Origin of the sequence: Chryseolinea lacunae, assembly GCF_016735595.1 — a bacterium.
Taxonomy (GTDB): Bacteria; Bacteroidota; Bacteroidia; order Cytophagales; family Cyclobacteriaceae; genus Chryseolinea; species Chryseolinea lacunae.
Window position 1 is genome coordinate 186,572 of the sequence record NZ_JAERRB010000007.1, and the last position, 18,105, is coordinate 204,676.

Genomic DNA, 18,105 nt, shown 5'->3' on the forward strand with positions numbered 1-18,105 from the left:
AGGGTTAGAGGATTTTTTGCCTGTAAGTTGATTTGTTTCCGGCATTGTCCGTCACCACCAACTCCAGCATTCCCTTCAGCGGCACCGTGTTGTCAAGGCGCTCAGACCAGATCGTTGCCGATTTGCTATCGTACATCATCAACAGCCATTTGCCGTCGATGTTTGCTTCAAAGTTTGATATTCCCGAAAGGTTGTCTTTGATCTTGAAGCGGGCGCTGGTCTTGTTCACCGACACCACGCGAATGCTCGGGGCTTCTATGTCTTTCAATATGGTGAAGTCGCCCAGCTCGCGCGTGTTGAACGCGATGCGTCCGTTGATCCACTCGCCACCCAGGTAGGTATAACCTTTGCCGGCCGTGCGGTAGACGCCGAGCTTTTTGTCCGCGACATATTCACGTCCGGGTTTCAGCGATACACTGATGCTCTTGTTCAGGGGCACGGTGCGTGTGCCGATGGTGAACAGCTCCTGACCCGACGCGTCCTTCACGTAGTCGGTGTTGAGATAAAGCGTGTCGTAGATGGCGTTCATGGGGAACTCGATGTCCATCGTGTTGCTGTAGTATTTATACTCTGTGCCCGACGGGATGCTGATGCTGATTTTGGGTGCGATCATTTTACGGCACGCACCAACGGAATCGGGAATGCCTTTTCGAAGGTCGAGTAGATAGACCGCGCGGTTGGCGTTGAAGTAGGCCGGCTCGATTTCGGTCATGGTGCCTTTTGTGAATATCTGTGCGAGGTTGTTTGTTTCCTTGCAGGGTTTTGCAATCACCAGCATGGTGTTTTCTGAAACGTCGTAGGTCAACTCGGTGCTGATGTAGGGCTCCAGTGAAATCACGTCTTTGGTGAGTGCGCTGGGTTTCAGGCGGAACGAAAGGGTGCTGGCGTTGCCGTCGCTGTCTTTCATCTTGATTTGAACTGCCGATTCTTTCGCAGGGTTCACGCTGATCTTTCCGGTTCCGGGCGATGCGCCATAGAACTTCAGGTCGTTGCCGTCGTCGATGTAGAGCTTGTAGAACCGTGTGCCCTTGTTGCGCATGGTTTTGAAATCCATGAGCGTGTAGATGGTGCGTGTCTCGGCCACGTTCAGGCGCTCGATGGCCTGGTTGAACACGACCTGACTGTCGACGCGCATTTCGATGTAGTTCACACCGCCAAAGAACTGGCTTTGCGAGGCCAGCTTGTCTTTGGCCACAAGTTCCACCCCGATGTTGCCGGTGGCGAGGATGGGGCTGGTGATTACATAGTTGTTGCCTACACGCTGGGCATAGAACTCAAATCGTCCGAAGCGGTCGTTGATGCGCGAGTTGATGTCCATCGTCTTCAGCGCGATCTTCTCGGCTGCGGGCGGAAACTTGTCGATCAGCTCGGGGAAGCCGGCGACCTTTAAGGGGTCAAGTGCAAAATTTTCGGGATCGCGAATGTCGAAGTGCAGGTGAGGACCGGTGGAACCACCGGAGTTTCCCGACAGGGCAATGGTGTCGCCTTGTTTTACTTTAAACTGGTCTTCGGTGAAGTAGAGATCAATCTCGCTGGTCTTCTTGGCATACTGTTCCTGGCGAACGTGTTTGGCCAGCGGACCGAGAAATTCGTCGAGGTGAGCGTAGAGGGTGGTGTTGCCGTCTCGGTGGGTGATGTAGATCACGTTGCCATAGCCGGAGGCGGTCATGGAGATACGCGAAATGTAGCCGCTCTTCGACGCCCTCACCGGCAAGCCGATCATGTTGTTGGTGCGGATGTCGATGCCCGAGTGAAAGTGGGTGCTGCGCAGTTCGCCCATGGTACCAGCCAGCGACCCCGGTTGCCCGGGATAGATGGGGTAGAGGTACCGCTCGTCGTCTGCCGGAAACTTTTCCAGTGGCTTGCTGAATTGCCCGTGAGCAAAAAATGGTACGATCGCAAAAAGTGCAGTTACGACCCTACTTGACTTCAAATTCCAAAAGTTTTTCATCTTCCATATAAGCTGATAACACATTGCCAATCTTGACTGGGCCAACGCCTTTTGGCGTCCCCGTAAAAATCAAATCTCCCGTCCGCAGCGTAAAAAATCTGGATAAGTACGAAATTATATAATCAAAACTGAAAAGCATAAGACTTGTGTTGCCTTGTTGCTTTATTTCTCCATCAACCTGCAAACTGAAGTTGATGTTTTTTAAATCTTTGAACTCGCCCACGGGGCGGAACGTGTTCGACAGTGGTGCCGAGCCGTTAAAGCCTTTGGCGATGTCCCACGGCAAACCTTTCTCTTTTGCTTTCTGCTGCAAATCGCGTGCAGTGAAATCGATTCCGATGCCTATGGCGTCGTAGTATTTGTGGGCAAATTTTTCCTCAATGTTCTTTCCTTCTTTACACACCCGGAGCACCAGCTCCACTTCGTGATGGATGTCTTTCGAAAACTCGGGATAATAAAACGGTGCGTTGTCGCGAATGACGGCTGTGTCGGGTTTTGTGAAGATAACGGGTTCGTCGGGCCGTTCATTGTTCAATTCCTTGATGTGCTCTGCATAATTTCTGCCGATGGCGAAGATTCTCATGGGGTGCTTACGTTTTAAGGTTCAGGTTGACTTGGGCTGGCGGGTCTGTGGCATGATGTGTGCGATAGACCAACCGGTTTCCGGCGAACAACGATTTCAAGCGCTCGATGTTCCGTGCCCAGGCTCGCCTTTGCAGACGAACAATTTCACGGTCAACTTCCAGCAAATCTATGAAACAATCCTCGCCCGGATTTGTATTTTTATGCAAAAATAAGTCATATGCTAAAGAAGCTATTCATCTTTTCCATTACTGGTTTAATACTGCTCGCCTGCGCCTCCGTGGCTGTAACAGGCCGTAAGCAATTAAGCCTTGTTTCCAATTCAGAAATCATCCCGATGGCCAACACAGAATATGCGGACGTCATCAAGAAAGGACCGCTTTCCACAAACCAGGAGCAAACGCAATTGGTGAAAAAGGTCGGCGTCAAAATACAAAAAGCAGTAGAAGAGTACATGGCCAGCAAGGGTCTGTCGTCAGAGCTTCAGGGCTTTGCGTGGGAATTTAACCTCATCGACGATCCCAAGACGGTGAACGCCTGGTGTATGCCCGGCGGCAAGGTAGCGTTCTACACAGGCATCATGCCCATCTGCAAAGATGAAACCGGCATTGCTGTGGTGATGGGTCACGAAGTGGCACACGCCATCGCCAACCACGGCCGCGAGCGCATGAGCCAGCAGATGTTTGCGCAGTATGGTCTCAGCACCATTGGCGCTGTGCTGGGTCAGAACCCAACGGCCGGTCAGCAGTTGCTCATGCAGGCGGTAGGCGCCGGCACCAACATCGGCATGCTCAAGTTCAGCCGCGAGCACGAGTCGGAAGCCGATCACATCGGGTTGATCTTCATGACCATGGCCGGCTATGACCCCAACCAGGCACCCATTTTCTGGGAGCGCATGAGCTCGATGAGCGGTGGCTCCGAACCCATGGAGTTTCTGTCCACTCACCCTTCGCATGCCACACGCATTGCCGATCTGAAAGGCTGGATTCCCGAAGCACTGTCGTACAAGAAAAAATAAGCTTGCCGGAAATATGACCCTCGGGCAACATCACATCTTAAAAAGGTCGGGCGCTATCATGCTCCTGACCTTTTCTTTTCTAACAGGGTTCGGCCAGTCGGATGAAGACGCCATCCTGGAGATCAGGGAGCACCGTAAAAAACAGGAGAAGGAGTTTCGCGACCCCGACACATCCCCGCTCGAAAAGCGCGACCGTCGCCATTTCGCAGGCCTCAAGTATTATCCCATCGATCTTTCCTATCGCGTGAAGGCCACGTTTGTGAAAACGGAAAACCCGGTGTTGTTCAAAATGCAAACTACCACCACACGGCTGCCCGAGTATGTGAAGTATGGCGAAGTACATTTCAACTTGCAGGGCAAAGACCTGGTGCTGGAAGTTTATCAAAGCCAGGATCTCAAGAAGCGGAAGGAGTATGAAGACTACCTGTTCATTCCGTTCACCGACGAAACCAACGGTGAAGAGACCTATGATGTGGGACGCTATATCGACTTCAGAATTCCGAAGGGCGACGAGGTGATTATCGACTTCAACAAATGCTACAATCCTTCGTGCAGCTACAGTCCGAAGTTTTCATGTCCCATTCCGCCGGTGGTCAATGCGGTGCCGTTGTCCGTGCGGGCAGGAGAGAAGCGTTTCAAGGAAAGTCACTAGTTTCTATTTCTTGAAACCGCGAAGCTTGATTTCGGTGAGCTTGCGTTTGGTGTCCATGGGGAAGTCGCCGTTCATCATCCATTCATAATACGCGGGCTCCTGTTTCAGCACCTCGGTGACGAGCCGGCTTTTGTGTTTGCCAAAGTTGAACATCTCTTCGCCTTTCTGATTAAAGATCATGCGCCCGGCCAGGTCTACCGTGTCGGTGGCGGTGATTTTGTGTAGCACCTCCATGTCGTTTTTGATTTCGCCCAGCTTTCGGTTCAGGCCATCGGTCACGGTTTGCCCGTCGTATCGCTCAACCTGGGCCAGCAACACTTCCAGGGTGGCCTGGGTGTCGGCTTCGGCCGTGTGCGAGTTTTTAATTTCTTTGCCCACATAGAACCGATAGGCGGCCGTGAGGGTGCGCTTCTCCATGAGGTGGAATATTTTTTGCGCGTCAATAATTTTCTTGCGCTGATAGTCGAACTCCACGTCGGCGCGAAGAAACTCTTCTACCAGAATGGGCACATCAAATTTTTGAATGGCAAAGCCGGCAAGGTCGGCCCCTTCAAAGAACCGGGCGTATTCTTTGGCCACTTCCTTAAAGCTTGGTTTGTCTTTCACATCGTCGTCGCGAAGTCCGTGGATGAGCGCGGTTTCTTCGGGGATGGGAATGCCCGGGTTGAGCACGTTCGACTTGCGGAGCACATCCCCGTTGGGCATCATTTTGATGACGGCAATTTCGATGATGCGATCGTGTGTGATGTTGATGCCGGTCGCTTCAATATCGAAAAAGCAAAGGGGGTTCCGTAGGTTGAGCTTCATGAGGGCAAACGCTTGAAAACGTGGATTAAGTCTACACTAAAAAATGGTGAAGGTCAGGAAACCTTCAGTTGGTCGGCCAACTGCACAAGGTCAAGCCCGCCAAACTGGCCGGAGCTCATGAAGAGCAAGTTCTTGTTCTTCCACGATTGTTCGAGCAGATATTTCTCCAGGGCTCCTTTGTCGCTGAACACCAGCAGGCTGGGTGCGGCAAATGCCTTCCGGATGTCGTCGTCGGTGAGCACGTCCATGCCTTTGCTTTTCATCTTTTCGGGGTTGAAATAGACGATCTGCACCTGCGCGGCTTTCATGCTGTCTTTATACTGTGGAATGAATTTCTTGTTGAGGCTGCTAAAGGTATGTAGCTCGAACACAGCCACCAGATCGCGCGAGGGCGATATCTCTTTCAACGCTTTCACCGTGGCCTTCACCTTGGATGGCGCATGGGCAAAATCCTTGTAGACCGAGGTGGACGCATAGTCTTTCACTTTCTGTAACCGGCCCGCGGCGCCTTCGAAGCTGCTGATGGCCTCGAAAAACTGTTCCTGGGTGATTCCGATTTTCTTGAGCACCTCTTTGGCACCGCTGATATTCTGGTAGTTATGGCTTCCGAAAATTTTGATCGGGTAGCGTTCCTTGCCGTTGGTGAGGAAGAACTGCCCGTTGTTGTCTGACGTGTGGGGATGGCTTTTGTAGGAAATCTCCAGCAGGTCGCCGCGTTCTTTTTTGCCGATCATGAGGGCCAGCGAGTCCTGCTCGCAATAGATGAGGATGCCGCCTTTGGGCGTGGTGTCGGCAAAGCTATCGAACTGTTTCACGTACTCTTCTTCGTCGGGAAACACGTTGTAGTGATCCCACGCGATGCCGCTAATTAAACCGATATGATGCTGATAGCGAATGAATTTTGGTGTCGGATCTAAAGCCGAGGAGAGGTATTCGTCGCCTTCAATAACAATGATGGGAGCGTCTGAAAGTTTGACGGTGTTTTCGATGCCTTTCACCTTGGCCCCCAGCACGTAATCAAATTTATGATGAAAATAGTTGAGCACATGGATGATGATGGCCGTGATGGTGGTCTTGCCGTGGCTGCCCGCGATGACCACGCGCTGTTTGTTGCGCGAGTGTTCGTAGATGTATTCGGGAAACGAAAAAATCCGCAGGCCCAGTTGCTGTGCTTTCAGCAGTTCGGGGTTGTCGAGTTTGGCGTGCATACCCAGGATAACGGCGTCGAGGTCGGCCGTTATTTTGGCCGGGTTCCAACCCTCTGTCTCAGGCAGTAAGCCATGCTGTGCTAATGTTGTTCGTGAAGGGTCAACGATCTCGTCATCCGAACCGCTCACCTCGTGGCCACCCTGCTTCAGCGCAACGGCGAGGTTGTGCATAACGCTGCCACCGATGGCGATAAAATGAATCTTTTGTTTCTTTTGCTGCATCGAAAAAAATTCCGGTTAAAGTAAATGAAAATGTTTGGTGTTTGAAAGTCCTCACCACCTGATCACTCAGCCTTCTTTGCCGGTCCGGTATCTTTCCTGGCGATTAGTTTGGGGACTTTATTAACATTTAATTTGTTGGTGAATTGTGTATAGTTTGTGGGTAGACTGATTTGTATTGATTGTACGTTTGTCGCCTTTACAAAGAAAACACGTACAACAACCACTGTATGGAGCAAGGAAGATCAACGTCGCTGAGGGTAGGTAACAAGTCAAACAAATTCGTACCGAGAGAGATCACGGAGGGTTTGGGCAAGTTACCCCCTCAAGCGCTTGATCTTGAAGAGACTGTGCTCGGTGCGCTCATGTTGGAGAAGAATGCGTTGAATTCTGTGGTGGAATTTTTGAAGCCCGAACACTTCTACAAAGAATCCCACAAAGAAGTCTACACGGCCATCATCGAGCTCTTCAAGTCTTCCGACCCGGTAGATATGCGCACGGTAGTGAACCAGTTGCGCAAGACCGGCAAGATCGAGTTGGTTGGGGGTGCTTATTTTATAGCGGAGCTCACCTCGAAAGTGAGTTCGGCGGCAAACATTGAATATCACGCCCGCGTCATCATGGAGATGGCCATCAAGCGTGAACTCATTCAGGTGTCGTCACAAATTCAGAGCGACGCCTACGAAGACACGACCGACGTGTTTGAACTGCTCGACAAAACCGAGCAATCCATTTTTCAAATCTCCGATTCCAACCTTCGCAAGAACTACGAGAGCATGCGCAATTTGATGACGCGTGCCATCCAGGAATTGCAAACCCTCAAAGAACACAAAGACGGTCTCACCGGTGTGCCCAGCGGGTTCACGGCGCTCGACCGTGTTACGTCCGGCTGGCAGCGTTCCGACCTGGTTATCATCGCGGCACGTCCCGGTATGGGTAAAACGGCGTTCGTGGTTTCTGCCCTCCGGAACGCGGCCGTGGAATTCAAAATACCCGTGGCCATCTTCTCGCTCGAAATGGCGTCTATCCAGTTGGTTAACCGGATGATTTCTGCCGAAGCCGAATTGGACAGTGAAAAAATCAAGAAAGGCACACTGGCCGATCATGAATGGACCCAACTGGTTCACAAAACCAACAAGCTGGCTACTGCGCCGGTGTTCATCGACGACACGCCGGCCATCTCCGTGCTGGAGCTTCGGGCCAAGTGCCGGAGGTTGAAAGCCGAGAACAACATCCAGATCATCGTGATCGACTACCTGCAGCTGATGCGGGGCGACCAGGGCGGTAACCGCGAACAGGAAATCGCTTCCATCTCGCGGGCGCTCAAGGGCATCGCCAAAGAACTGAACGTGCCGGTGCTGGCCCTGTCGCAGTTGAGCCGGGGTGTTGAAACCCGCGGTGGCGACAAACGTCCGCAGCTTTCCGACTTGCGCGAATCGGGTTCCATCGAGCAGGATGCCGACATCGTTATGTTCTTGTATCGTCCTGAATATTATAAGATCACCGTCGACGAAGAAGGTCTGCCCACACAAGGCATGGGTGAGGTAATCATTGCCAAACACCGGAACGGTTCGGTGGGCAGTGTGAAACTGAAATTCATTGGCAAGTATACCAAGTTTGCCGACTTCGACGAACCGGCGTCGTCATACGACAATCCATTCTCGGGCATGGTGACACGCGAGAGCCGCCTCAACACGTTTGCCCCCGACGCCGAACCTCCAATGTTGCCGCCCATGAGCGATGACGAAACGCCGTTCTAAAATTACCCTGCCGGCCAACTCCCGTTTTTTCTCGACAAGCCTCGCGTTTCACGAGAAGTGAGCCCCTACATTTTCCAACAGATCTCGCTACCTTTAGCCGGTTGATGAGACAAAACTATCGTATGCAAAAGTTTTTAGGATGGGCCGCCCTGGCATGCTTCGCCGTGGCGTGTTCAAAAGAAGAAGACCCCATTGATTGTGAGAAATCGGGATTGTTCATCAGCCTCGGCACCGTGGTTGACGCGACCGCCTGCGGCACTGCCGACGGTAGCCTGAAGGTGTTTGGCAGCGGCGGCAAAGAGCCGTATCAGTTTTCGTTGAACGGACAAACGCCCCAGGATCTCGGGCAATTTAATAGCCTTACCGCGGGCATCTATAACGTGACCCTCAAAGACGCCAACGGCTGCAGCACCTCCGTTGACAACGTGACCATTAAAGCACTCGACTTCTCGTTTGCCGCCAACATCCTCGAAGACAAGTCGTGCCTGGGCAGCAATGGGGAAGTGACCATCGACGTGAACAAAGGCAACGCGCCCTATCAGTATAAACTGGGCACCGGAAGTTTTGGCGACAGCAACACGTTTACCGGATTGGAAGCGGGCAATCACAGCATCACGGTGAAAGACAACACCGGCTGCCTGGTGACCCTGAGTGTGACGGTGCCCCGCGGTTTTTCGGGCACCAGCTGGACCACCGACATCAAGCCCATCATTGAAACCAAATGTGCGCTAAGCGGCTGCCACAACGGAACACGACCCGACCTCCGTGTTTTTGACAATGCAAAGTTGTATGCCAAATCCATCAAGTCAAAAACGCAAGACCGCAGCATGCCCTTCGAAGGGTCGCTCACCGACGCGCAGATAGCCCTCATTGCCTGTTGGGTAGACGATGGTGCGCTGGCCAATTAAAAGAAGGATCAATAATCGAATAACATTTCCTGGTGCGCGGCGTGGAGTTCGCGAAGGGCTTTCAGGTCGTTGTGTCGTCGGGCTTTTTCAATTCCCTTTTCAAAAACCTTAAGCGCCGATTCTCTTTCACCGGCTTCCTGGTAGGCTTTGCCCAGATGATAGTAGGTGGGAATGTAGTCGGCATGTTCCTCCGTGAGGCGGTTAAACAGCGCTATGCTTTTGGCGCCATCGGTTTTCTGATACTCAAGGGCCAGGGCATAGAGATTGAACGGATCAGAAGGATCGTCCGTGTAGAATTGCTCGAGTTGCTCAAGACGTGACGGCATAACGAGTATAGTTTTGAACCTTATGCGAAAATGTGAAAATCAAAACAGACTAGCAATTTAAAAGGGCACCGTGATGAAACGTTTCTCCACGTGAAACCACGCTGCTGCTGTGCGAAAAAGTTCTACGTGATCCACACCTGTAATTTTCAGGTGGTTCAATCGATCCCGGATACACGACTGCATCCGCGACTGCCTTTGTGGGTTAACGCCTCCTTGGTGAATATGTTTGAAAAAAACAGAAGTTTCGGAGTATGGCTGCCGGGTTGCGCGATGGGACAATCTTCACTAGCTTGTGAAGGCCATCCGAATGAACGGACATGACCACAACGTCGTAATGGTTAAAACACACAAGCATGCTCCCCATCGATCACTATTTTCTGAAACACGACGAGCCGACCAAAAGCTGTCTGCAGGCCCTTCGCGAAATCATGCTGGCCAGCGATAAGCGTGTAACGGAAGCTTGGAAATACGGCATGCCTTTCTATTGTGTGAACGGAAAAATGGCCGCCTACCTGTGGACGCATAAGAAATATAAACAACCCTACATCGGCATTGTGGAAGGAGCGAGTCTACACGATCCGGAATTGCTACAGGAGAAACGCGCACGCATGAAAATCCTGCTCGTCGATCCCACGAAAGACATCCCCATCCGAAAAGTGAAGCGAATATTGAAAGAGGTTTTTTCGCTTTATGACTAGATCCCTTAATTCTAAATTGTTTTACTAATCCATTTCGTCGATTGTTGTCCAAGCACAGTATCTCGCCTCGAGAACTGTTCGTTGCTTTTTTGGAACCACATAGTCCTCAAGGCGAGAGACTATGCTACGACGTAAAAGGCTTTTGCTCTCTCAAATAAGTCTTTCACGAGAAGACAGAAGAGGCGCAAAAAACAAAACCACCTTGTCTCATCCGTCAATGGAAATGAAACAAGGTGGTTGCACTTGAAGAACGCTCATACGCTACTTGCGCACGGCATCAACCGATAGATTTTATTTTGTCACCTTCAACGTCCCCTGCATAATCATGGCGTGGCCGGGATAGGTGCAGAGATATGTGTAAGTGCCCGGCTTTGTCGGCGCGGTGAAGTAGATGGTCTCTGCAGTTCCGGGTTGGATCAGGTTGGTGTGGAAGAGTACTTTGGCTGAGTTCGGGATGTAGTTCATCTGCGAACCCTTCAGTCCGAGATTGAATGCCTGGTCGCCCACTTCTTTGGCAGCACCAGGTTCCACCACCACAAAGTTGTGGGTCATGTCGTCGTTGTTGTTGAAGACGACTTTGATTTTGCTGCCTGCCTTCACCTGGAGTTCGGTCACGTCGAACTTCAGTCCGGGCTTTGTGCCGAGCGAAATCACCTGGTCAGGTTGTTTCCAATCGGCGGGCATTTTCAGTTGACGTTTGGCCGCAGCTTTGGCAGGAGCGGGGGTCTTGGTGGTGGTGGCCGTAGTAGCCGCCGTTGTTTTTTCGGGCATGGCCATGGCGTGGTGAGCATGCACCTTTTGTGCTTCTGTCAAGGTTACTTTTTCGCCTTGGGGAATAGCGTTCAGCGTGTAGTAGGCTGTGTTGTGTAGCAACGCCGTGCCATTGTCGGATGTGAAATCGGTGAGCTTCACTTCGTTGATATAGCCTTCGCGAAGGTTGTCAACCACCAGGCGCACTTTCTTGCCATCATCCGAAACGATGATGCCTTTCAATGCGCAGTTTTCGTTGTTGATGATTTCGCTGCCGTATTGATGGTGATAGTGATAGGTGAAACCATTCACTTCATAGTGCGATGCATTTTGCGCAAGGGTCTTGTTCACGGGAAGTGTGAATTCAAGTTCGAAGCCATCGGGGCGGGCTTTCACATTCTTTATTTCGAAGGGCACTTTGCCGGTCCACACCAGGCGTTGCAAAGCGTATAGTTCGGGGCCGGTGCTGCTCCATCCGCGGCTGGTCATGCCGCCAAACATGGAACCGTCGAGGCCAAAACGCAAACGGATCAACCCCGAGGCAAAACCTTCGCGAAACGGGTAGCACGCACCTTGATATTTTCCATTCACCTTCTCCAACGTCATGCGCATAATTTTGGAGTGGCCCTGGTCGCTCACAAAATACTGCCCGGCAAATGGACCAAAGGCGCCGTTGGTGGTGTCTTCCAGAATGTCGGCTGTGGAAATTCCCATGAGTGTATGCGGGAACCACACGGCGGGCAGTTTCAATTCCTTGATCACCTTGGCGGCTTCAAACATGGGTTGGCCGTTGTCTACTTTGGCCAAGTCGGCGCGCGTCAGCTTCAGGGGCGACTCCGGTTCTTTGGTCCAGCGCAGTCCTCCGGCGTTGCCGGCGAAGTCGCCTTTCTCGAGGTGGGTCACGCGACCCGAGCCAACCCAGTCGCCTTGGTTCTCGGCATAGAACACATCGCCAACAGTGTTCAGCGCAATGCCTGCAGGCGAGCGCAGGCCGGTGGCGATGGGTTCCATCGTGCCGTCTTCTTTGATCTTCAGCAACCATCCATGCCATTTGCCAAGGCCTTCGCCATAGCCGATCCAGGCCACGTTGAGCGAAACATACATGTCGCCGGCTTTGTCGAACACAGGTCCGTAGGCATACTCGTGATAGTTGCCGCTGAGATCAAATTTGTAAATGGTTTGATAGAGGTCGGCACGACCATCGTTGTCGGTGTCGGTAATTTTTGTGAGCTCGCCACGTTGTGTGCAATAGAACGAACCGTTGCGATAGTTCAGACCCAGTGTTTCGTGCATGCCCGAAGCAAAACGCGAATAGCGTGGCTCGACACCATAGGGATTTTCGATCATCCAGATTTCGCCACGACGTGTGCTCACAGCAATGCGCCCGTCGGGCAACACGGTGAGGCCGCCCACTTCAAGCTTCACATTTTCGGGAATGGACAAGGTCTTCAATTCATAATAGTCCGCTTCCGACTGCGGACGTGTGGCCTGGGCGTGGCTGTTTGTCGCGAACGCAACGAGACAAAGGCCGACAAATAAGGTTGCTATTTTCATAAGGTTGGTGTAGCGGTAAAACAATCGGTTTGCAAGGCGGGTCATTACCATAGCAAGGTGTATTTAAAGGTTGTGGGCATCGGGGCGCTCCATTCCATCACCAGTTCTTTTTTGCCGCCGTTGTCGCGAATCGAGGGTTTGATTTTTCCGGCTGCGGGCACTTTCACATAATATTTTGAATCGATCACATACACATCGCCCGACACCAGGGTTATCTGATTTCCTTCGGCGATGCGAACCAGCAACACTTTGCCCTGTGGGAATGCGCTCACACTCAGCGTGCGCGCCAGGCTTTTGCCCTGGTCTTCGGGCTGAAACGAATCTTCGAACGCAATGCCGCCATACTGATATTGAAACCGGGGATTACGTTTTTCGTCAAGACGATAGCCTTTGAAGACGAGGTCGGTGCGATCGTTCAGCGTGTCGGGCAATGCTGCCTTGATGTCGTTCACGATAGCCAGTGCACATTTGCCATTCATCGTCACCGGTGCGCCCATGGGTGAAGCCACCTGGGGTTCGCCGCGTTCATACCACATCTCGGTCACGTTCAGAAAATCTCCCTTCCAGCATTGCAGCAAGCCAGCCTGATTGAGGTCGTATGAAAAGTTTGTTCCGGCGGCATCGCCAACCGAAATGACATGCGTTTTCTTTTTGCCTTTGTAGAACATGAACGACCGGATGATCTCGGGCTCCAGTCCTGCACTCACGTTGATGAGCGGCGTGGGAGGGATGGCCGGCAGCGACGTGGGGGCGTGCAATGCCTGCGGACGTGAGTTGAGTTTGCCGAGGAACAACCCGATGCCGGAAGGTCCCCATTGGTAGGGCTTTGCATAGGTGAGCACAATTTTGTGACGACCCGGTTCCAGCGTGCGCGACGCCGCGGCATCGTCGAACCATTCGTTTTGTTCAGCAATGTCCTGGCCGTCGAGATTCAGTTTTGCGCGCCCAACTTTCTTCACCACAAACTGATATTCTGTTTTTTCTTTCAGGTCGAGAAAGCCCGTGAACACGAGCGCCATCTTGCTGGAATTGTCGGCGAGCTTTGCGTCGATTGTTTCCACGGGGCCTTTGCGCACCAGTAGTTCCGGTTTGATTTGGTCGAACTTTTCGAAGAAGCCTTCATAATATTCGTATTGAAGGTCGGCCAGCTTCACGTTGAAGTCGTTGAGCAGTGCATACTGAATGTTGCGGAAGGCCACCGGGCCGTGGTCGCCCTGAATCATGAGCGGACCTTTGTCGGCTTCGTCCTGAAGGCCGGCGGCGCGTGTGGGGCCGTTCACGATCACGTTCTCGTGGATGACCACGCCGTTCAGCACCACTTTCACAAAGCGCGCAGGGGCAATCTTCTTTTTGTTTTCGTCGAAGCGGGGACGGTTGAATTCAATTTCGAGGTGTTGCCACAGGCCGGGCGCGAGGGCTGCGTTGGTGCGGGCGGGATGTCCCTCAAAACCTTTCTTGCCTTCGGGACGCGATTCGTCCCAGCGTTCATAGAGGCTGCCGCAGTCAGTCACGTGCGGGATCTTCACCGCCCAGCTGTCGAACAGCTGCACTTCGTAGCGGCCTTGCAGGTAGATGCCGGAGTTAGATCCTTTGGGTAGCATGAAGTCGAGCGAAAGAAAGATGTCGCCATGCTCCAGTTGGGTGAAAAGGTTGGTGCCTTCCTTGAACCGTTCTTTTTCGTCGAAGGCATTGAGCAACACGCCGGTTCCTTTTTCGCTTTTCAGTGCCGGGCTATCGAAGCTTCCCGAAACAGCACCCACCACCTGCCAGTTTTTAGAGGGGGCTTTGAATGCCGACAGGTCGTTGAGGGGCACCGGCGTGAGGTTGAACGATTGATTTTGCGCTAACGCCACGCCGGCCAGCACAAACAGCAGCAGGGGCGTGAGGAAGATTCTTTTTAGCATGAATGAAAATTGGGTTGTAGAAGTTGTAATAAAAACCAAAGATATTCAAAAAGTCATTTTGACAATAAGACGAAACACTTATTTGACGCTCTTGCCTGGCGGTTTCGCATTGCCCAGAAGGGCATTAAGACCCTTTCCCAGATGTTGCGAAGGCTATATTCCACAAGCGGCTTCGGGAGCGTTCGGTAAATGCTGAATGGCGTGCGTCATGGCATATGGATGAATAAGGTTGAAGGGAAGTCTTATGTTGCTGTAGCCTATACCTCGCGTTGTGATGCGATGTATAAAAATCATGACTCATCACACCGATCAACTTTTGTAACACCTCACGCACGCTGCGTGAGAATTCTATTGTCTGCACCTGAAGCATTTTGTGTATTCAAAAAAAGAATGATTGCAGAACGCGGGGATCGCCGAAAGGCTAGGCACTGAGCGTTTATATCACTACATTAGCTTAAACCGATTTTCACCTTTATGAAACTCACATGGTTCCTATGCACTCTCTTCTTTTTGACACAGGAAGATGTGCCCTACAAGCCGAAAGAAGAATTTGAGATCAAGCTCGACTTTGAGTTTCGCACCCGTCCGCTGCCCGACCCGAACAAGGTTGACATGGAACAAACGCACAAAGAACTTTCGCGTGCTCAATCCACCGGGCCGTTGCCGTATTTGTTTTTGAATGTGCGGGCACTCACGCTACAGCCCACCGAAGTGCGCGTGCGTGTGACGAAGAACGGCGAGAAGGGCGTGCTCAACAAAAAGATCGACACGAAGACCGTGATAAAACTTGACATGGGTTATACCGACGATATCAAAGACCGCGTGTCTCCCTATGAATATACCCTCGTGTTTGTGGACGATGATAAAAAAGGCATCAGCAAAATCGTGATCATGTTTGAAGAAGACGGCACATACCTCGTTAACGGGGAGAAAAGGGGAAAGATCTGAAGGGGATGGTAGAGGCCTTTAACAATTCTTTAACAAATAGGAGTTTGCTTCTTTAATTTTTTTGCCGCTCAAGGGGCAGAGGCTCAAAGGTTGTGTAAAACTCTAGCTGCGAATCAAATTTTCTCCGTTAATTCGCACACCACCAACTTGCCACCAGAATGCGGAGGATTGTTTACCTTATATTCCTATTTCCTGTCATTGCCTTTGCGCAGTATCAAACCACTCCCGATGCCGCCCACATCAAAGCCAAGCTCAAAAAACTCAATGTGCTGGGATCTGTTCTTTACGTAGCGGCACATCCCGACGACGAGAACACGCGCATCATCACCTACATGGCCAACGACCGCCAGGTGGAGACCGCCTACCTGTCGATGACCCGTGGCGATGGCGGGCAAAACCTGATCGGCCCCGAGATCCGCGACCTGCTGGGCTTAATCCGCACACAAGAGTTGCTGGCCGCACGCCGCATCGATGGAGGCAAGCAATTTTTTACCCGCGCCAACGACTTTGGTTTTTCAAAATCAGCCACCGAAACATTTTTGTTGTGGAATAAGAACGAGATCCTTTCCGACGTCGTGAAAGTGTTCCGTCAGTACCAGCCCGACGTCATCATCACACGCTTTCCACCCGACGAGCGCGCCGGCCATGGTCACCACACGGCCTCGGCCATCCTTGCGCAGGAAGCGTTCGATGCCGCTGCCAAAACCGACGTGTTCCCCGACCAACTGACCAGCCTCACACCCTGGCAAGTGAAGCGGCTCTACACCAACACCGGCCGCTGGTGGAACACCACCATCAGCGAAAGCACACCCGGAGTGGTCACGCTCAACGTGGGTGGCTTCAGCCCGCTGCTGGGAGAATCGTTCACAGAAATTGCTGCCGAAAGCCGCAGTCAACACAAAAGCCAGGGCTACGGCTCGCGCGGTGCTCGTGGACAACAACAGGAATTTCTGGAATATGTGAAAGGGGAGAAGGCCGAGAAAGACATGTTCGAAGGCGTGAACACCACGTGGAGCCGTGTGAAAGGCGGCGACAAAATTCAACCGCTCGTAGATGCCGTCATCAAAAACTTTGACGCCGAGAAACCGGCCAACAGCATTGCGGCATTGCAACAAATCCGACAAGCCATTGCCGCACTGCAGCAGGGCGTGTGGCGCGAACGCAAGCTCGCCGAAACCGAACAGCTCATCGTGGACTGCCTCGGTCTCTTCATCGACGTGACAGCCGACAACTACTGGGTTGCACCCGGCCAGCCGGTGGTGGTGAGTTTTGAATTGATCAACCGGTCGACTGTGCCAGTGAAGCTTGAACGCATCCAGTGTGCTACGCTGGCCGTGGATTCGGCCATATCTCAACCGTTGGAAAATAATGTGCCGCTCATATTTAAACGCACCAAAGAAATAGCTCCGGCCACGGCCTACTCAGATCCTTATTGGCTGAAAGAGCCGCACAGCGTAGGCTTGTTCACGGTGACCAATCCGGCACTGATCGGCAAGCCCGAAAACGATCCGGCGGTTCGCTTTTCCTTTCAACTTACGGTGAATGGTCAGCCGCTCACACTCACGCGCGCGCTGCGCTACACATGGACCGATCCGGTGAAGGCAGAGCTTTCGCGACCGTTCGAAATTGTGCCGCCCGTGTTTGTGAACCTCACCGACAACGTGCTGGTGTTTAGCGACGAAACGCCGCGACAGGTAAATGTGAAGATCAAATCGGCAAGCGAGAAGACCGTAGCCGGAAACGTGAAGTTGCAGTTGCCCGCGGGCTGGCGATCCGAACCCGCCACGGCAACGTTCACACTTCCGGCCAAAGGCGAAGAAGACGTGAAGACCTTCACCGTATACCCATCCAAAACCGAGATCACATCCAAGTTGAAAGCCTACGCTGAAGTGGATGGCAAAATCTACGACCAGGCGTTGCTGAACATAGCCTACGATCACATTCCAACCCAAACACTGTTGCCCAAGGCCGAAGCCAAGCTGGTTCGCATCAACCTTAGGAAAGAAGGACACACCATTGCCTACATTAAAGGTGCCGGCGATGACGTGCCCGCGGGATTGCGCACCATGGGCTACACCGTGTGGGAACCCAAGAACGAGGAGCTCACTCTCGAGAACCTGAAGAAAGCCGATGCCATTGTGCTGGGCGTGCGCGTCATGAACACGCATCCACGCGCACCGTTCATCATGCCCGTGTTGCTCGACTATGTGAAGCAAGGCGGAACCCTGGTGGTGCAATATAATGTGAACGACGGCCTGAAGACCGACAAGCTCGGACCCTATCCACTCGCGCTTTCCTATGACCGCGTGACGGAAGAAGATGCCGAAGTGCGTTTCCTCAAACCCGATCATGCTGTGCTGAACACACCGAACAAAATAACCGCCAAAGACTTCGAAGGCTGGGTGCAGGAGCGGGGCTTGTACTTTCCAAAAACCTGGGATGAAAAATACACGGCCATCCTTTCCATGAACGACAAGGCCGACACCCCCAAAGACGGAAGCCTGTTGGTGGCCTCCTATGGCGAAGGTCACTTCGTCTATACTGGGTTGTCATTTTTTCGCGAGTTGCCCGAGGGCGTAGCCGGTGCCTATAAATTGTTTGCCAACCTGGTGTCGCTGGGCAAACCCAAAAAAACCGAGCCTGCAAAGTCAAAGACAAAAGCAAAATAGAATCGAGCGTTCACATTCTCCCGTACGGACAAACCACCACCAAGTCGTCATGCAATCCGAAGAAAAACCTCCTGTGTTCAAAACCTGGCGCCAATGGTATTGGCTGGTGCTGGGTGTGTTGGCCGTTCAGATCGTGCTCTATTATTGGCTA

14 protein-coding genes are annotated in these 18,105 nt (G+C 52.3%); 7 read left to right on the forward strand and 7 right to left on the reverse strand.

The genetic code is table 11. The annotated features are described in order from the left end of the window. Positions 1–4: 4 nt before the first annotated feature. Together JI741_RS20285 and JI741_RS20290 are read right to left on the reverse strand one after the other, a co-directional pair. Complete coding sequence (locus JI741_RS20285; protein WP_202012930.1) at positions 5–1,933, reverse strand: M23 family metallopeptidase; 1,929 nt, start codon at positions 1,931–1,933, stop codon at positions 5–7. Next, positions 1,920–2,534: a fumarylacetoacetate hydrolase family protein gene (locus JI741_RS20290; protein WP_202012931.1), complete on the reverse strand. Its 615-nt coding sequence runs from the start codon at positions 2,532–2,534 to the stop codon at positions 1,920–1,922. The genes JI741_RS20285 and JI741_RS20290 overlap by 14 nt, the downstream gene beginning before the upstream one ends. A 219-nt stretch (positions 2,535–2,753) precedes the next feature. Between JI741_RS20290 and JI741_RS20295 the strand changes: the two genes are divergently transcribed. Then, positions 2,754–3,551, forward strand: a complete 798-nt coding sequence (locus JI741_RS20295; RefSeq protein WP_202012932.1) for a M48 family metallopeptidase — start codon at positions 2,754–2,756, stop codon at positions 3,549–3,551. Positions 3,552–3,609: 58 nt separating this feature from the next. Continuing rightward, complete coding sequence (locus JI741_RS20300) at positions 3,610–4,203, forward strand: DUF1684 domain-containing protein (protein WP_202012933.1); 594 nt, start codon at positions 3,610–3,612, stop codon at positions 4,201–4,203. Between the two features lie 3 nt (positions 4,204–4,206). Here the strand turns inward: JI741_RS20300 and JI741_RS20305 are convergent, their stop codons facing one another. Further along, positions 4,207–5,010, reverse strand: coding sequence for a 3'-5' exonuclease (locus JI741_RS20305; protein WP_202012934.1), 804 nt, complete (start codon positions 5,008–5,010; stop codon positions 4,207–4,209). Positions 5,011–5,063: 53 nt separating this feature from the next. Further along, the gene (locus JI741_RS20310; protein WP_202012936.1) at positions 5,064–6,440 is read right to left on the reverse strand and encodes a UDP-N-acetylmuramate--L-alanine ligase; all 1,377 of its coding nucleotides are present in this window, start codon (positions 6,438–6,440) and stop codon (positions 5,064–5,066) included. 227 nt (positions 6,441–6,667) lie between these two features. Between JI741_RS20310 and dnaB the strand changes: the two genes are divergently transcribed. Then, positions 6,668–8,197 carry a replicative DNA helicase gene (gene dnaB / locus JI741_RS20315; protein WP_202012937.1) on the forward strand — a complete coding sequence of 510 codons (1,530 nt, stop codon included), beginning with the start codon at positions 6,668–6,670 and terminating at the stop codon, positions 8,195–8,197. Between the two features lie 122 nt (positions 8,198–8,319). Further along, positions 8,320–9,105 carry a hypothetical protein gene (locus tag JI741_RS20320; protein ID WP_202012938.1) on the forward strand — a complete coding sequence of 262 codons (786 nt, stop codon included), beginning with the start codon at positions 8,320–8,322 and terminating at the stop codon, positions 9,103–9,105. Positions 9,106–9,113: 8 nt separating this feature from the next. Here JI741_RS20320 and JI741_RS20325 read toward each other — a convergent pair whose 3' ends face one another. Beyond that, positions 9,114–9,431, reverse strand: coding sequence for a tetratricopeptide repeat protein (locus tag JI741_RS20325; protein WP_202012939.1), 318 nt, complete (start codon positions 9,429–9,431; stop codon positions 9,114–9,116). A gap of 353 nt (positions 9,432–9,784) precedes the next feature. On the opposite strand from JI741_RS20325, the gene JI741_RS20330 reads away from it, so the two are divergent. After that, the gene (locus tag JI741_RS20330; protein WP_202012940.1) at positions 9,785–10,129 is read left to right on the forward strand and encodes a DUF1801 domain-containing protein; all 345 of its coding nucleotides are present in this window, start codon (positions 9,785–9,787) and stop codon (positions 10,127–10,129) included. A gap of 291 nt (positions 10,130–10,420) precedes the next feature. Here JI741_RS20330 and JI741_RS20335 read toward each other — a convergent pair whose 3' ends face one another. Both JI741_RS20335 and JI741_RS20340 read right to left on the reverse strand, forming a co-directional pair. Continuing rightward, positions 10,421–12,433, reverse strand: a complete 2,013-nt coding sequence (locus JI741_RS20335; protein WP_202012941.1) for a plastocyanin/azurin family copper-binding protein — start codon at positions 12,431–12,433, stop codon at positions 10,421–10,423. Between the two features lie 44 nt (positions 12,434–12,477). Next, positions 12,478–14,337 carry a 3-keto-disaccharide hydrolase gene (locus JI741_RS20340; protein ID WP_202012942.1) on the reverse strand — a complete coding sequence of 620 codons (1,860 nt, stop codon included), beginning with the start codon at positions 14,335–14,337 and terminating at the stop codon, positions 12,478–12,480. A gap of 474 nt (positions 14,338–14,811) precedes the next feature. On the opposite strand from JI741_RS20340, the gene JI741_RS20345 reads away from it, so the two are divergent. Next, positions 14,812–15,285, forward strand: coding sequence for a hypothetical protein (locus tag JI741_RS20345; protein WP_202012943.1), 474 nt, complete (start codon positions 14,812–14,814; stop codon positions 15,283–15,285). Between the two features lie 158 nt (positions 15,286–15,443). Beyond that, entirely contained in the window at positions 15,444–17,954 is a 2,511-nt protein-coding gene (locus JI741_RS20350; RefSeq protein WP_202012944.1) for a PIG-L family deacetylase, read from the forward strand. Positions 17,955–18,105: the final 151 nt, after the last annotated feature.

What these genes read in the sequence shown, in the direction of transcription:
- JI741_RS20290 (WP_202012931.1), bottom strand. Translation starts at nt 2,534, where the DNA reads ATGAGAATCTTCGCCATCGGCAGAAATTATGCAGAGCACATCAAGGAA.
- JI741_RS20295 (WP_202012932.1), top strand. Translation starts at nt 2,754, where the DNA reads ATGCTAAAGAAGCTATTCATCTTTTCCATTACTGGTTTAATACTGCTC.
- JI741_RS20300 (WP_202012933.1), top strand. Translation starts at nt 3,610, where the DNA reads ATGCTCCTGACCTTTTCTTTTCTAACAGGGTTCGGCCAGTCGGATGAA.
- JI741_RS20305 (WP_202012934.1), bottom strand. Translation starts at nt 5,010, where the DNA reads ATGAAGCTCAACCTACGGAACCCCCTTTGCTTTTTCGATATTGAAGCG.
- JI741_RS20310 (WP_202012936.1), bottom strand. Translation starts at nt 6,440, where the DNA reads ATGCAGCAAAAGAAACAAAAGATTCATTTTATCGCCATCGGTGGCAGC.
- dnaB (WP_202012937.1), top strand. Translation starts at nt 6,668, where the DNA reads ATGGAGCAAGGAAGATCAACGTCGCTGAGGGTAGGTAACAAGTCAAAC.
- JI741_RS20320 (WP_202012938.1), top strand. Translation starts at nt 8,320, where the DNA reads ATGCAAAAGTTTTTAGGATGGGCCGCCCTGGCATGCTTCGCCGTGGCG.
- JI741_RS20325 (WP_202012939.1), bottom strand. Translation starts at nt 9,431, where the DNA reads ATGCCGTCACGTCTTGAGCAACTCGAGCAATTCTACACGGACGATCCT.
- JI741_RS20330 (WP_202012940.1), top strand. Translation starts at nt 9,785, where the DNA reads ATGCTCCCCATCGATCACTATTTTCTGAAACACGACGAGCCGACCAAA.
- JI741_RS20335 (WP_202012941.1), bottom strand. Translation starts at nt 12,433, where the DNA reads ATGAAAATAGCAACCTTATTTGTCGGCCTTTGTCTCGTTGCGTTCGCG.
- JI741_RS20340 (WP_202012942.1), bottom strand. Translation starts at nt 14,337, where the DNA reads ATGCTAAAAAGAATCTTCCTCACGCCCCTGCTGCTGTTTGTGCTGGCC.
- JI741_RS20345 (WP_202012943.1), top strand. Translation starts at nt 14,812, where the DNA reads ATGAAACTCACATGGTTCCTATGCACTCTCTTCTTTTTGACACAGGAA.
- JI741_RS20350 (WP_202012944.1), top strand. Translation starts at nt 15,444, where the DNA reads ATGCGGAGGATTGTTTACCTTATATTCCTATTTCCTGTCATTGCCTTT.